We start from the raw sequence: 14,160 nt of genomic DNA on the forward strand, positions 1-14,160 counted from the left end.
CGGAAATCGTCAATTCGACAGAGAAACGATCACAGAGAAGTTATGATGACGGATGCAGGCGGGCCTCAGCCCTCTCCCTTGCCGGCGGATCACCCGCCTATCGCGAAACCAAAGGTCGGCGTTCTTCTCGTCAATCTTGGCACGCCCGATGAACCCACGCCCGGCGCCGTGCGCCGTTATCTTCGCGAATTCCTGAGCGATGAGCGCATCGTCGATCTGCCCCGGGCTTTGTGGCTGCCAGTGCTGCACGGGATCATCCTCAATGTCCGGCCCGCCGCGACAGCGCGCAACTACGCCAAGATCTGGCGCGCCGAGAGCAATGAAAGCCCTTTGCGCTATTACACCCGCGCACAAGCCGAGAGCCTCGATGCGAGGCTTGCCGGCGTCACCGTGGATTGGGCCATGCGTTACGGAAATCCATCCGTCGCTTCCCGCCTCGACGCCATGAAACAGGCGGGCTGCGAGCGCATTCTCGTCATTCCCCTCTATCCGCAATATTCCGCAACGACGACGGCGAGCGTCGCCGACGCCGTATTCAACGCCGTCAAAGCCATGCGCTGGCAGCCGGCGATCCGCATGGCGCCCGCCTTTCATGATGAACCGCACTATATCGACGCCCTCGCCGCGGTGACCCGCCGCCATCTCGCAGGCGAGGACTTTGCACCGGAACGGGTGGTCATCTCATTCCATGGCCTGCCCCAGCGCTATTTCGATCTCGGCGATCCGTATCATTGCCATTGCGCGAAGACCGCGCGCCTGTTGCGCGAGGAAATGGGGTGGACGGAAGACTTTGCGCCCATGGCGTTCCAGTCGAAATTCGGGCGCGAGAAATGGCTGGAGCCGGCGACGGAAGAAACCATCAACCGCCTTGCAAGCGAGGGCGTCAAAAAACTCGCCGTCATCATGCCGGGCTTTACGGCCGACTGCATCGAAACGCTGGAAGAGATCGACATTGCAGGCCGGGAAACCTTTATGGAAGCGGGTGGTGAGGCGTTCACCGCAATCCCCTGCCTCAATGACGCGCCGGAAATGACAGTACTGATGGAAACCCTCGCCCGGCGCGAAACCGCTGGCTGGACCGCCTGACCCGTCTTCGCTTTACCCATCTTCGCTTTGTCACATCGCGCCACCGGCTCGCCGAGAGAATGCTTGCCAGACGCCACAGCCGCGCCATCATGGCGTTTTGAGCCGACTGGGCCCCATATCATGGAATTCTTCGATCCCGGCTTCTGGTCCTTCCTGTGGGATGGTGAGCGCTATGAAGCGCTGATCGAAGATATGGGCCCCTGGGCGCCAGTGATGGCGGTCGCGGCCATGATCATCGTCTCTTTCCTGCCCCTGCCCGCCGAAACCGTGGCCATCGCCAACGGCATGGCTTTCGGCCGCGTGGAAGGCTTCATACTCACCTGGATCGGCGCCATGATCGCAGCCGCGCTCGCTTTCCTCCTCGCGCGGACAATCGCCCGGCCGCTGGTCCATCGTTTTGTGTCGGCGAAGCGTCTCGTCCATTTCGAGCATGCGGTTGAAAAACGCGGCACGCCGTTTTTACTCCTGATACGGATGATACCGCTCATCCCCTATACGGTCGTCAATTACGGCTCCGGCGTGGCGCCCGTTCCGTTCCGCACGTTTTTATGGACATCGGCCATCGGCATGGCGCCGCCAATCTACGCCTTCGTTTCCATCGGCGCCTTGATGACGGACCAGCCATGGCTCGGCTGGATGATGCTGATCGCAGCGATCCTGTTTGTCCTGTTGCTTGGCTGGACGACACGGCGCTGGTGGATGAAAAACGCCTAACCGCAGGCTTTTTCCACGCGCCCGACAAACCCGTCCACCTCATCTTCTGTGGTCCGGAAGGAGCAAATCAACCGGTGGCCGCGGCCATCCGCCGGGTCGCCCGGCGTGATCCAGGGATAGAAAATATCGCCGCCGTCTCGCAGCTTTTCGGCGACGCCATCGGGAAAGACAGCAAACACTTCATTGATGTCCGTCGGATAGATGATCGTGACGCCGGGAATGGCGGCGAGACCTGATGACAGGCGCTGCGCCATGGCGTTCGCATGAGACGCCAGCTTCAGCCACAGTCCGTCTTCAAGATAGGCGTCAAACTGCGCGGCGATGAAACGCATTTTCGACCAGAGATGCCCGGCGCGCTTTCTCATAAATTCAAAATCCATCGCCCGGCGGCGGTCGAAAAACACCACGGCCTCCGCCGCAATGCAGCCGTTCTTTGTGCCGCCAAAGCAAAGCACATCGACCCCCGCTTTCCAGCTCAGCTCCGCCGGAGTGACGCCGGACGCCGCGACCGCATTGGAAAACCGCGCGCCGTCCATATGTACCGAAAGGCCCGCTTCGCATGCAGCATCGCAAACAGCCGATAATTCGTCTACGGAATAGCGTGTGCCGCATTCTGTCCCTTGCGTCAGCGACAGAACGCTCGCTGGCGCGCCATGGGGCGGACGGTGCGGAAAACCTTTCAGTGTCTTCCGGATCGCGTCGGCGGTCAGCTTGCCGTTCCCGCCCGCGACAGGCAGCAATTTGGCGCCGCCGGTGAAAAACTCCGGCCCCGCGCATTCATCCATCTGCACATGGCTTTCTTCATGACAGAGCACCATGCCGTAAGGCGGCGTCATGACTGAGAGCGCGAGCCCATTCGCCGCGCCGCCCGTCGCCACAAAATAAACGGCGCAGTCGCGCTCGAAAAGATCGGCGAATTTCGCTTCGACCTTTTTGGTGAGATCGTCGCCGCCATAGCCGGGAGCGGCCCCGTCATTGGCGCGCGCAATGGCGTCCAGAATTTCAGGGGCGGCGCCCGCCCAGTTATCCGATGCAAAGCTCATGAAAGCGACTGTTCTGCGTTCCCGTAATGCGCGTCAAGCTGATCCGTGAAATCGGCGAAGCTTTTCGCAAGCCGCTCCGCGCCGGCGCCGACAAGACGCTCACCATGGCCATCGAAAATATGTCCGCCGCCGAGAAACCCCCAGACGGTCATGCCGGCGGCAACGCCCGCTTTGACGCCATTCTCGCTGTCCTCAAGCACGAGACATTGCGCCGGATCGACGCCGAGCCGTTCCGCCGCATAGAGAAAAATATCGGGCGCCGGTTTGCCATGAGCGACAAGGTCCGCCGAATAGACATGGGGATGTGCAAAATCATAAAGCCCCGTCCGCTCAAGTTTCGATTGCAGGAAATGCGCGCGCGACGATGACGCGACGCCGACAGCCGCATGGTCGCGCGCTTTGCGAAGTGCGGTATCGGCGCCCGCAATGGGCGTCAGCAAATGCCGTTCGCGACGGCGGCCCTCGAGAATTTGCTCTTCGAAATCCTGCGGCGCATCGCAGTCATGGGCGTTGCGATAATCATCGCGGAGCGATGTGAAGAATGCGGTGTCATGAAGGCCGACAAATTTGCGCACATAATCTTCCGGCGAATAAAAAAGTCCGAACGCTTCGAGCGCTGTGCGCTCTCCCCTGATCGACAACACTTCTGAATCGACCAGCACGCCGTCGCAATCAAAGATAATGGCGTCAAAAGAAATTCCCGTATGAGGCGTCATGACCGATATTTCATCTTTCCCGTCAGCGCCGCTTGTTTATTGGCAAAACACCGTAAACGCCAATCCTTCCGCGCTCTCATCGCTGCTTTTCCGGAACTCTCCGGACAAAAGGCGCGTTTGCGCTCCATCGCCGGGAGCCACATGGCCGGCGTTGGAACAAAGGAGTACGCCATGCGTAAAAGTTTGATCATCGCAACGGGGATTGGCGCCGCGCTGGCGGTAACCGCGGTTGGCGCCGCTGTGACCGGCGCGTTTGACGAGGAAACCGCTGAAGTCGCCGCGCTTGAAAGCGACAGCGCCGTGACGCCAAGCGAACCCCGCAATTGCCGCAGCTTCGCTGCCGCCGAAACCGGATTCGACCCTGCGACGACGCCGGTTCCTGTGCGCGACGATGCAGGCAACAAACAGGTGCTGAAAGGCACGGCCGTCGGCGCCGCTGTCGGCGCGGTCGCCGGCGAGGTTATCGGCGACAAGGCCGGCTATGGCGCAGCCGCAGGCGCGGCGGCGGGCGCAGCAGGCGGTCAGGCGGTCAAAGCCGACAAACAGCAAAAGGTCGATGAGCGCTATGAGCAAGATTATGCATTCTACCAGCAGCAAAAAGCCGCTTATGACGCGGCGCTTGCCGAGTGCCTCGCCGACTAACCGCGGGCTTTACCGACGACCAGATCGGCCGCGCCTTGTCGCGGCCGGTTTTTCATGGCCGCCTTTCCTGCGTCCCTCGCGTGTGGCCCGTCGCGGCGTCTCGCCTTTAAGGCGCGAGGTTCAACGAAACTTCATGCTCCTTGAGCCGCTTTTCCTTGAAAACAGCCCCTTAAAAGGGGGATAGTCGCGCCAATCACAGCATTTGCGTAAGGGGCGAACTATGCGGTTAGGGATTTTATTGGGCGCGAGCGCAGCGGCGCTGGCCATCAGTGTGGGCGCCGACGCCCGTAAAGGCGGCGATTACCGCGCGGAGCGCCAGCAACCGGCGCAAAACATTGAAAGAGACGTCAAGGCGCAGGTGAAGGCGCGCCTGCGCGACCGGTTGGGGCCGGCGGCGCCCGCTTTCCATCAGGGCCGCGAAGTCAGAAGTTTTGACGGCTCCGGCAACAATCGCGCCGACCCGTCCGCCGGCGCCGCCTTTTCCAAGCTGATCCGGATCATGCCGAACGATTACGCCGACGGCATTTCCGACATGGCGGGCCCGCTGCGCAAAAGCCCCCGGGTGATTTCCAATATCGTCGTCGATCAGGCGGGTCAGTCTTTTCCGAACCCGTTCGGCACCAGCGATTTCATCTGGCAGTGGGGCCAGTTCATCGACCATGATTTCGCACTGGGCGACGGCGTCAAAAGCGATGACCGTTCGCATGATATAGCCGTGCCGCTGGGCGACCCGCATTTCGATCCGTTTTCGCAGGGCGACAAGTGGATCCGTTTTGATCGCGCCATCTTCGATGAAGCAACAGGCACGGATCTTTCCAATCCGCGCGAACATGAAAACGAGATCACGTCGTGGCTCGACGGCTCCATGGTCTATGGCTCAAGCGACGAACGCGCCGCCGGCTTGCGGACCAATGACGGCACGGGCCGCCTCAAGACCAGCGCCGGCGACCTCCTGCCCTACAACACCGAGCTTCTACCCAACGCCAATGAAGGGCCAATTGACCCGGCGGACCTGTTTGTCGCCGGCGATGTGCGCTCGAACGAGCAGATCGGCCTCACCTCCATGCACACGCTCTTTGTGCGCGAGCATAATCGCTGGGCCGATCATATTCGCCGCACGCGCCCGTGGTTTTCAGGGGATGACATTTATCAGGCGGCGCGGCGCATGGTGATCGCGGAAATCCAGATCATCACCTATGACGAATTCCTCCCCGCCCTGATCGGCAAGCGCGCCCTGCCGCGCTATCGCGGCTATACGCCCGGCGATCCGGGCCTGTTCACCGAATTTTCGGGCGCCGCCTGGCGCATGGGGCACACGCTGATCAATCCGCAACTCATGCGCGTTGATCGCCGCGGCGAGGAAATCGCGGCGGGTCACCTGCCCTTGCGCGACGCCTTTTTCAACGCGCCCCTGCTGCTCAAAAAACGCAATGACATCGACCCGATCCTGCGCGGTCTCGCGTCTCAGGAAAGCCAGACCTATGACAACATGATCGTTGATGATTTGAGAAACTTCCTGTTCGGCCCGCCGGGCGCGGGCGGGTTCGACCTCGCCTCGCTCAACATTCAGCGCGGGCGCGACCGCGGCCTTCCCTGTCTCAACGATGTGCGCAAGGCGCTGGGCCTGAGACCCCATCGGGACTTCAGTGACGTAACATCGGACCCGGCGCTTCAGGAAAAGCTGCGCCTCGCCTTCGGTCATGTTGATGAGATCGATCTGTGGGTCGGCGGCATTTCCGAGGACGCGCTTGCGCGCCAGGGCTCGCAGCTTGGCGAGACCTTCCGCGCCATTGTCATTCTGCAATTCACCGCGTTGCGCGATCATGACCGCTTCTGGTGGGAGCGCGACCTCACCCGCATGGAACAGAACATGGTCAAGAAGACGACGCTGGCGGATGTGATCCTACGGAACACCAGCATCAAGCGCCGCGAGATTCCGAAAAACGTATTTTACGTCGACTAACCTCGACAGAAAATGATCCAATAAAAAAAGGGCCCCGAACGGGGCCCTTTTCTTTTCTCGTGTTGTCAGCGCTTAGCCAGCGAGAGACGCCAACAGCAACAGCGCGACAATATTGGTGATCTTGATCATCGGGTTCACCGCCGGGCCCGCCGTATCCTTATACGGGTCGCCAACGGTATCGCCGGTAACCGCGGCTTTGTGGGCTTCAGAGCCCTTGCCGCCGTGATTGCCGTCTTCGATATATTTCTTGGCGTTGTCCCAAGCGCCGCCGCCGGCCGTCATGGAGATGGCGACGAAGAGGCCCGTGACGATGACGCCGATCAGCATGGCGCCGACAGCCGACAAGGCCGCGACTTTACCGGCCACCGCCAGGACGACGAAATAAACGACGAGCGGCGACAGGATCGGCAGCATGGACGGCACGACCATCTCTTTAATCGCGGCCCCCGTCAGCATGTTCACCGCGCGCGCATAGTCCGGCTTTTCAGTGCCCTGCATGATGCCCGGCTTTTCTTTGAACTGACGGCGCACTTCCTCGACGATGGCGCCGGCCGCACGGCCAACGGCCTGCATGGCGATGCCGCCGAAGAGATAAGGCAAGAGGCCGCCAATCAGAAGGCCCGCAATCACATATGGATTGGACAGTGAGAAGGTCAGCTCCGTCATGCCTTTAAAGTAAGGATGCAGAGTGGAGCCAGGCGCATTGGCGAGCGCGATGAAGTGCTCAATGTCTTTCGTATAGGCCGCAAACAGAACGAGCGCGCCAAGGCCCGCCGAACCGATCGCATAGCCTTTGGTGACGGCTTTGGTCGTGTTGCCAACAGCGTCGAGCGCGTCGGTCGTGTCGCGGACCGAGCCTTCAAGGCCCGACATTTCCGCGATGCCGCCCGCATTGTCCGTAACCGGACCAAATGCGTCGAGCGCGACGATCATGCCGGCGAGCGCAAGCATGGTCGTAACCGCCGTCGCAATGCCGAAAAGACCGGCGAGATTGTAGGCGGTAACGATCGCCACAACGATAACGATGGCGGGCAGCGCCGTCGCTTCCATGGAAACCGCAAGGCCCTGGATGACGTTGGTGCCGTGACCGGACTCCGACGATTTCGCCACCGACTTCACCGGACGATAGGCGGTGCCGGTGTAGTATTCGGTGATCCAGACGATGAGGCCCGTGACGACGAGGCCGAGCACGCCGCACAGGAACAGCGACAGGCCGGTGAACGGCGCGCCTTGTTCCGTCGATGCGATGGTTTCGGAAAAGCCGAACATCTGGAAGGTCACGATGCCGACCGCGATAAGCGAGGTGAGGCCAGTGACGACGAGCCCTTTATAAAGCGCGCCCATGATGTTGGTGGAGCCTTTGCCGAGTTTCACAAAGAACGTGCCGAGAATGGACGTCACGATGCAGACCGCGCCGATAGCGAGCGGGTAGAACATGAAGGTCGAGGCGTTCTCCGTGAACAAAATCGATCCCAGAACCATGGTCGCCGCAACGGTCACCACATAGGTTTCGAAAAGGTCCGCAGCCATGCCGGCGCAGTCGCCCACATTATCGCCGACATTGTCGGCGATTGTGGCCGGGTTGCGCGGATCGTCTTCGGGAATGCCGGCTTCAACCTTGCCGACCATGTCGCCGCCGACATCGGCGCCTTTGGTGAAGATGCCGCCGCCGAGACGCGCGAACACAGAAATCAGCGAAGCGCCGAGCGACAGGGCGATAAGGCCGTTCACCACCGAACGGCTTTCCGGCGCATGACCCATGCCGACAGTGAGGATCGCGTAGTAGGAGACAAGGCCGAGAAGCGCGAGACCGGCGACCAGCATGCCGGTGATGGCGCCCGCGTCAAACGCAACCGAAAGGCCTTTCTGCAGGCTTTCACTTGCGGCCTGCGTCGTACGGACGTTGGCGCGCACCGAGACCAGCATGCCGATGAACCCGGCAGCGCCCGACAGGATCGCGCCGATGGCGAATCCGAAGGCCGGCACGAAGTCGAGTTTGAACGCAAGCAGAAGAACGATGAACACAACCGCGCCGGCGATGGCGATGGTTGTGTATTGTTTGTTGAGATAAGCCTGCGCGCCTTCCTGAATGGCGGCGGCAATTTCTCTCATACGGTCTGTGCCTGTAGGCAGCGACAACACCTTGTTCACGGTGAAGGCGCCGTAGGCGATGGCAAGCAAGCCGGCCCCAATGACCAGCCAAAGCGCTAAGCTCATGTCTTAACCTCTCCTGAAAAAATATTTTTCTTGATTGATGGCCGCCGGCATGGCCGCAGCAACGGGATGCAACTCCCCGCGCGCGCTTCAACCAGCCCCCTGTTGATGTCGGCGCGGAACCTGACAAAGCCCTTGGGCAAAATCAACAAAAAGTTATGAGCGCTGTGCGCAGCGCATCATCCCGCTTCTTCGCAGGGCCGGAAAAAAACTAAAGACATTCCGGCTTTCGCCGGACCGGTCAGAAACCGCCTTACGAGGCGGCCCCGCCGCTGCGCATGGCCCGGCGCGCCTTCGGTTCGGCCTCGGTCAGGTCCTTAACCCAAGGGTACTTCTGGGCCATTTCGTCCGTGTAACCAAGATTGCGGGCCGTGGCGGTGCGCGGCGCATCCGCCGTCTGGTCATAGAAGGTGCCAAAGCGGCGGTCCCAGAAAAACTCGGCGATGCCGTAATTGCCCTTCTCATTGTGGAAATGATGGGCGAGATGGCGGCGCTTCATATCCTTCCAGAATTTCGACTTCGGTTCGAAGGCGAGATGTTCTCCGGCATGGAGAAACTCGGTGTACATGGTCATGATCACGGTCCCGGCGACGGCCGCGCAGGCGCAAGACGGCCCGCCAATGAGCCAGCCCACAGGCCCCGCGACAAAGAAAATCGTCGGCAGGGTCGTATGCAACCCGCCAAAAAGCACCGATAAATCATTGGGATAGAGATGGTGGTCGAAATGGATGCGCTTCCACAAGCCCGCCAGAAAAGGGGTTTTGTACATCCAGCTGCCATGCAGGATGAAGCGGTGGACAAAATACCAGGCGATGGGAAACATCAGCCCGCCAATGACAAAAGACAGTAAAAACAGTGGGATAGACTGAATTGTCGCGATCCCCGCCACCAGCGCCGCGACAACGATGACGGCGTAAACCTGAATCGCCGGATAGGTCACATAGGCCTTCACCAGATCGTCGAAGGTCATCCGGTTGAGGAGATAGTCTTCCTCTTTCCAGGCTTTATAGCCGATAAAAAGGCGCATCGGGCGCTCCTCGCGGGGGTCTATGGGTCAATCCGAGCCGCCGCGGCCTTTGACAGTCGGGGCCGCAGACGGGTCGTTGCAGCGCGAAACTAAGCCCGCCGCCCCAATGGTTCAAGGAGCCAGGGCGCCGCAAAAGGCGCAGCGCGATCAAATATCGCGGCCGGTTTGCAACAAGCTGTAACATCCGGCCGCAAATCTTGAAGCGGCTCAAGCGCAGCGGGACTTGCCCGTTGACCCAAGGCCTTGTATCGGCTCAAGATTACCCGGGCCATATGGGTTAATCCATCGGGTCAGGGCGAGGGGCATACGCCCGTGACGCGCCGCTTGCGGCGCATGCAGGCCGGCTTTCCGTCCGGCGGTGAAAAAGCCGGGATAGCCGGAGAGAGTGCGGGGCGTATCATGACCGTCAGTCAGCAAACGGAGCCTCAGATGGCGTTGCCGGGCCGCAATGCGTCGCTGCCGCTGAAACGCAGCGGCTTTGCGACCGTCTGCGATGCGCTCGACTACGCCGCCCAAGGCGAAACTGGCTACACCTTCTTCAACCTGCGTGGCGACGTGGCTGCGACACTGTCCTATGCGATGACGCGTGAACGCGCGCTCGCGCTTGCAGCGAAACTCGCCGCACGGTTCGAGCGCGGCGACCGCCTCGCCATCATCGCCGAGACAAGCCCGGAATTCATCACAACTTTTTTCGCCTGCCAGTATGCAGGCCTCATCCCGGCGCCGATGCCTATGCCCGTCAATCTCGGCGGCAAGGACGGCTACATCAATCAGATCCGGCAGATGATCACCGGCGCGAAAGCCGCCGCTGCGATCGGGCCGGAAACCCTGCGTGAGTTTCTCGACGAAGCCGCGGGGCTCGCCGGCGGCGCGGCCGTTTACAGTTTCGACGATCTCAACGCGCTCGACGACAAGGGCGTGGAGCCGCAGCGCTTCGGACCGGATGAATATTGCTATATTCAGTACTCGTCAGGTTCGACGAGCGCGCCCAAAGGCGTCATCGGCATGCAGCGTTCGGTCTGCGCCAATCTCAGCGCGATTGCGCGCGACGGCATGGGCCTTAAGCCCGGCGACCGCGCGACAAGCTGGCTGCCACTCTATCACGATATGGGTCTCATCGGTTTTGTGCTGACTCCCATGACCGCGCAGGTGCCGGTTGATTTTCTGGCGACCTCGGACTTCGTGCGCCGTCCGCTTTTGTGGTTGCGCATCATGACGGACCACAAAACGACAATCACCTACAGTCCGTCTTTCGGTTACGACCTCGCGGCGAAACGCTCCGCGCGCGCCGAACCCGGCGCCATCGACCTGTCCGCCATTCGCGTCGCGGGCATTGGCGGCGACATGGTCCGTCCCGAAGCCTTGAACGCCTTCGCGGAAGCCTTCGGTCCTGTGGGTTTCAAGCATAACGCCTTTACGCCGAGCTACGGCATGGCCGAAGCAACCCTCGCTATTTCCTTCCCGCAACTCGGCACGCCGGTAACCGTCGATGAAGTGGACATGCGCCATTATACGCGCTCTGGCGTGGCCCAGCCGGCGTCGGCGCTGACCTCTCCGGAAAACACCCGCGGCTTCGTCCTGTGCGGAAACGCACTGCCCGGTCATGAGATCATCGTGCGCGACGAAAACGGCGAGCCTTGTGATGAGCGCCATGTGGGCCGCATCTTCATCAAGGGGCCGAGCCTGACGCCGGGTTATTTCTCCGACGCCGACGCAACCAACGCCATCTATGACGGCGACTGGCTGGACACTGGCGATATGGGATATTTTCTCAATGGCCAGATTGTCATCACCGGCCGCGCCAAAGACCTCATCATCATCAACGGCCGCAATATCTGGCCGCAGGACATCGAATGGGCGGTTGAAAAAGTTGAAGGCGTGCGCGGCGGCGGCGTCGCCGCCTTTTCCGTCGATGACGGCCGCGGCGAACGCATCGTCGTCGTCGCTGAGCGCCGCGGCATGACCGCCGAAGCGCTTGCCGCGCTCAAGCGTGAAATCGCCAGCGTCGTCCAGAACGCCGTGGGCGCGCCGGCGGAAATCGTACTCGCCCGTCCGCACTCCATGGTCATGACGTCGTCAGGCAAACTTTCGCGAGCGAAAGTGAAACAGAAATATCAAAGCGGCGCCTTTACGGAAGATGCAGGCGAGGACGAAGCGCCGCGCACGCTCGCCGAAGCGCGCGTCTAATTGGTTGGTCGCGTTTTCGACGGAAAACCGGTATCCACTTTTCCTGAAAACGCTCTAGCCGCCGGAAACAGGAATGAAAGCTGCGCTTACAGGCGGCACCGGCTTTGTCGGCGCCGCGCTTATCGAATTGCTATTGGAAAACGGCTGGGATGTCGCCGCGCTGGCGCGCGATCCCGCCCGGCTGGCGCAGGCGGATAAACTGCGCGTCGTCAAAGGGCCGCTTGAAGACGAAACGGCGCTCGCCGCCCTCGCAAAAGACGCCGATGTTTTCTTTCATCTCGCCGGGCTCACCCACGCGCGGGACCGCGCAGACTATGAGCGGGTCAATGTCGCCGGCGCAGCGGCGGCCGCCCGCGCCGCCGAGGCCGCAGGGGCAAAGTTCGTCCACGCCTCCTCCATGTCGGCGCGCCGGCCCGATGTCTCTCCCTATGCGAAGAGCAAGGCAGACAGCGAAAACGCGGTCGCCGAGGCTGGCGGCGACTGGCGCGCCCTGCGCCTGCCGGCGATTTACGGCCCGCGGGACATGGTGACCCTGCCCTTTTTCAAGCTCGTCAAATCAGGCCTCGCCCTCGCCCCCAGAACCGCGCCGGCCGCCCGCGCCTCGATCCTCTATGTAGAGGATGCGGCGGCGGCCCTGCTGGCGGGCGCCGCAGCGGCGCAAGGCGCGGTCTATGAGGTGGGCGATGAACGCCCCGAGGGCTGGGCCTGGAGCGAAATCGGGGCGACCCTGGGGGAAGTCCTCGGCAAGCGCCCGCGCGCCATTGCGGTTCCACGGCCTCTCATCGCGGTCTATCATGGAGCCGTCAGGACGGTGGAGGGCGCTTTGGGGAGCGCGCCCAGCGTCCGGGAAGGCCAGATCAACGAGTTTTTCCACCCCGACTGGGTCGCGCGAGAAAACCTCCTGGGCGCAGCCTGCGATTGGGGACCGAAGACGCCATTGAAAGAAGGATTTGCAAAAACCGCCTGTTGGTATCAAGAACACGGTTTGCTTTAATCGGACGCGGCGCGACAACGTTCGCCGCCGCTAGGGAGATGCGCTCATGTCCGGCATTCAGGAAGACGACGATCTCGTATTCCACAAAATCACCTCGCTCCTCGAGCCCCTTAATGAAAAAGGCGTGAAACTCACCCGCGAGACCGACATCATCGCGGATCTCGAAATCGATTCCGTTTCCCTTCTCGATGTGGTCATGGATATCGAGGACAATTACGACATCTCCATTCCGGTCAACACGATCTCCGAGATCAAGACCATCGGCGAACTTGTGGACGCCATTCACAAGATCAAGAAAGAACAATCCTGACGATGAGCCTGTTTGAAAAATTCGAAGACAAGTCGCGCATGTTGAAAGGGCTGCTTGAAGCCTCACCGCGCGACCCGTTCTCCGTGTCCATGGACAAGATGCTGGGCCCGACCCGCGCCATGGTGAAGGGCAAGGAAATCGTCCTCGCCGGGACGAACAATTATCTCGGCCTCACCTTCGAGGAAGGCGCCGTCGACGCCGCGGTGGACGCGGTGAAATCTTCCGGCACCGGCACCACAGGATCGCGTTTCGCCAATGGCACTTATGCAGGCCATAAACAGCTTGAGGCCGATCTCGCTGAGTTTCTCGGCTACAAATACTGCATCGTTTTCTCGACCGGATACCAAGCCAATCTCGGTGCCATTTCCGCTTTGGCCCAGGCGCCTGATGACGTCATCCTGATCGACGCGGACTGCCACGCCTGCATCTATGACGGTTGTCAGCTTTCCGGCGCGGAGACGATCCGTTTCCGCCATAACGATCCGGAAAGCCTCGACAAGCGCCTGTCGCGCCTGTCGCCGGACGTCAAAGGCAAGCTAGTCTGCCTTGAAGGCATGTATTCCATGTTTGGCGATGTCGCGCCGGTGAAGGAATTCGTTGAGGTCGCGCACAAGCATGGCGCCCATGTCCTGCTCGATGAAGCCCATTCCTTCGGCGTTTTCGGCGACGGCGGTCGCGGCGTCTGCGAGCGCGACGGCGTTCTGCCGGAAGTCGATTTCTACACCGGCACTTTTTCGAAAAGCCTTGCCTCTATCGGCGGCTTCGTCGCCTCTAACCATCCCGAGCTGGAATATCTGCGGTTCTCAAGCCGGCCTTACGTTTTCACCGCCTCGCCCTCGCCAGCGAATGTGGCGGCGGCGGCGGCGGCGCTCAAAAAGATTTCGACCGACAATTCCATGCGCGAGCAGCTGTGGGACAATGCAAACCGCATCCATGCGGCCTTCACCCAGCTCGGCTTTGAGCTCTGCGCCCCGGCGAGCCCGGTGATCGCCGTCAAGCTGAAAAACAAGGAAGAAGCCTTTATGGCATGGAACGTGCTCATGGAAAACGGGGTCTATGTGAACCTCGCCATTCCGCCGGGCACGCCGAACGCAACGTCGATCCTGCGTCTGTCGGTCTCTGCGGCGCATACCAATGAGGATCTCGACGTCGTTGTGGGCGCTTACACAACCCTGTCGCAAATCCTTGCTAATGGGGCTGGCTAACCGGCAAGGGTCACAAATGCGTCAGGCGCCAAACCGCCGCATTTCAGCGCTAGGGTCGG

The 14,160-nt window shown here is 61.1% G+C and carries 12 protein-coding genes; 8 read left to right on the forward strand and 4 right to left on the reverse strand.

What is annotated here, in order from left to right:
• The first annotated feature begins 42 nt into the window (after window positions 1-42).
• Both hemH and ACFC5L_RS02475 read left to right on the forward strand, forming a co-directional pair.
• On the forward strand, window positions 43-1,086 hold the full coding sequence (gene hemH / locus ACFC5L_RS02470) for a ferrochelatase (RefSeq protein ID WP_375201866.1): 1,044 nt from the start codon (window positions 43-45) through the stop codon (window positions 1,084-1,086).
• A gap of 120 nt (window positions 1,087-1,206) precedes the next feature.
• A complete protein-coding gene (locus ACFC5L_RS02475) occupies window positions 1,207-1,800 on the forward strand; it encodes a TVP38/TMEM64 family protein (RefSeq protein WP_375201865.1) in 594 nt (197 codons plus the stop codon).
• On the opposite strand, the gene ACFC5L_RS02480 is transcribed toward ACFC5L_RS02475, so the two are convergent.
• Together ACFC5L_RS02480 and ACFC5L_RS02485 are read right to left on the reverse strand one after the other, a co-directional pair.
• On the reverse strand, window positions 1,797-2,843 hold the full coding sequence (locus ACFC5L_RS02480; protein WP_375201864.1) for a threonine aldolase family protein: 1,047 nt from the start codon (window positions 2,841-2,843) through the stop codon (window positions 1,797-1,799). The genes ACFC5L_RS02475 and ACFC5L_RS02480 overlap by 4 nt on opposite strands.
• Window positions 2,840-3,559 (reverse strand): HAD family hydrolase, encoded by a 720-nt coding sequence (locus ACFC5L_RS02485; protein ID WP_375201863.1) that lies wholly within the window; start codon window positions 3,557-3,559, stop codon window positions 2,840-2,842. Before ACFC5L_RS02485 ends, ACFC5L_RS02480 begins: the two co-directional genes overlap by 4 nt.
• A 171-nt stretch (window positions 3,560-3,730) precedes the next feature.
• On the opposite strand from ACFC5L_RS02485, the gene ACFC5L_RS02490 reads away from it, so the two are divergent.
• Together ACFC5L_RS02490 and ACFC5L_RS02495 are read left to right on the forward strand one after the other, a co-directional pair.
• On the forward strand, window positions 3,731-4,201 hold the full coding sequence (locus tag ACFC5L_RS02490; protein ID WP_375201862.1) for a YMGG-like glycine zipper-containing protein: 471 nt from the start codon (window positions 3,731-3,733) through the stop codon (window positions 4,199-4,201).
• Window positions 4,202-4,421: 220 nt separating this feature from the next.
• Window positions 4,422-6,164, forward strand: coding sequence for a peroxidase family protein (locus ACFC5L_RS02495; RefSeq protein WP_375201861.1), 1,743 nt, complete (start codon window positions 4,422-4,424; stop codon window positions 6,162-6,164).
• Window positions 6,165-6,236: 72 nt separating this feature from the next.
• On the opposite strand, the gene ACFC5L_RS02500 is transcribed toward ACFC5L_RS02495, so the two are convergent.
• Together ACFC5L_RS02500 and ACFC5L_RS02505 are read right to left on the reverse strand one after the other, a co-directional pair.
• On the reverse strand, window positions 6,237-8,381 hold the full coding sequence (locus tag ACFC5L_RS02500; protein ID WP_375201860.1) for a sodium-translocating pyrophosphatase: 2,145 nt from the start codon (window positions 8,379-8,381) through the stop codon (window positions 6,237-6,239).
• Window positions 8,382-8,631: 250 nt separating this feature from the next.
• Window positions 8,632-9,405: a sterol desaturase family protein gene (locus ACFC5L_RS02505; RefSeq protein WP_375201859.1), complete on the reverse strand. Its 774-nt coding sequence runs from the start codon at window positions 9,403-9,405 to the stop codon at window positions 8,632-8,634.
• A gap of 312 nt (window positions 9,406-9,717) precedes the next feature.
• On the opposite strand from ACFC5L_RS02505, the gene ACFC5L_RS02510 reads away from it, so the two are divergent.
• The 4 genes from ACFC5L_RS02510 (at window position 9,718) to spt (ending at window position 14,101) form a co-directional block, all read left to right on the forward strand.
• The gene (locus tag ACFC5L_RS02510; protein ID WP_375201858.1) at window positions 9,718-11,592 is read left to right on the forward strand and encodes a fatty acyl-AMP ligase; all 1,875 of its coding nucleotides are present in this window, start codon (window positions 9,718-9,720) and stop codon (window positions 11,590-11,592) included.
• A gap of 73 nt (window positions 11,593-11,665) precedes the next feature.
• Window positions 11,666-12,586, forward strand: coding sequence for an NAD-dependent epimerase/dehydratase family protein (locus ACFC5L_RS02515; protein WP_375201857.1), 921 nt, complete (start codon window positions 11,666-11,668; stop codon window positions 12,584-12,586).
• A 46-nt stretch (window positions 12,587-12,632) separates the two neighbouring features.
• The gene (locus tag ACFC5L_RS02520) at window positions 12,633-12,896 is read left to right on the forward strand and encodes an acyl carrier protein (protein WP_375201856.1); all 264 of its coding nucleotides are present in this window, start codon (window positions 12,633-12,635) and stop codon (window positions 12,894-12,896) included.
• A gap of 2 nt (window positions 12,897-12,898) precedes the next feature.
• Window positions 12,899-14,101, forward strand: coding sequence for a serine palmitoyltransferase (gene spt, locus ACFC5L_RS02525; RefSeq protein ID WP_375201855.1), 1,203 nt, complete (start codon window positions 12,899-12,901; stop codon window positions 14,099-14,101).
• Window positions 14,102-14,160 lie beyond the last annotated feature (59 nt).

This window comes from Hyphococcus sp. (assembly GCF_041986965.1).
GTDB lineage: Bacteria > Pseudomonadota > Alphaproteobacteria > Caulobacterales > Parvularculaceae > Hyphococcus.

Bases quoted from the DNA above. Each gene is read 5' to 3' on its own strand.
- hemH (WP_375201866.1), top strand. From the start codon at position 43: ATGATGACGGATGCAGGCGGGCCTCAGCCCTCTCCCTTGCCGGCGGAT.
- ACFC5L_RS02475 (WP_375201865.1), top strand. From the start codon at position 1,207: ATGGAATTCTTCGATCCCGGCTTCTGGTCCTTCCTGTGGGATGGTGAG.
- ACFC5L_RS02480 (WP_375201864.1), bottom strand. From the start codon at position 2,843: ATGAGCTTTGCATCGGATAACTGGGCGGGCGCCGCCCCTGAAATTCTG.
- ACFC5L_RS02485 (WP_375201863.1), bottom strand. From the start codon at position 3,559: ATGACGCCTCATACGGGAATTTCTTTTGACGCCATTATCTTTGATTGC.
- ACFC5L_RS02490 (WP_375201862.1), top strand. From the start codon at position 3,731: ATGCGTAAAAGTTTGATCATCGCAACGGGGATTGGCGCCGCGCTGGCG.
- ACFC5L_RS02495 (WP_375201861.1), top strand. From the start codon at position 4,422: ATGCGGTTAGGGATTTTATTGGGCGCGAGCGCAGCGGCGCTGGCCATC.
- ACFC5L_RS02500 (WP_375201860.1), bottom strand. From the start codon at position 8,381: ATGAGCTTAGCGCTTTGGCTGGTCATTGGGGCCGGCTTGCTTGCCATC.
- ACFC5L_RS02505 (WP_375201859.1), bottom strand. From the start codon at position 9,405: ATGCGCCTTTTTATCGGCTATAAAGCCTGGAAAGAGGAAGACTATCTC.
- ACFC5L_RS02515 (WP_375201857.1), top strand. From the start codon at position 11,666: ATGAAAGCTGCGCTTACAGGCGGCACCGGCTTTGTCGGCGCCGCGCTT.
- ACFC5L_RS02520 (WP_375201856.1), top strand. From the start codon at position 12,633: ATGTCCGGCATTCAGGAAGACGACGATCTCGTATTCCACAAAATCACC.
- spt (WP_375201855.1), top strand. From the start codon at position 12,899: ATGAGCCTGTTTGAAAAATTCGAAGACAAGTCGCGCATGTTGAAAGGG.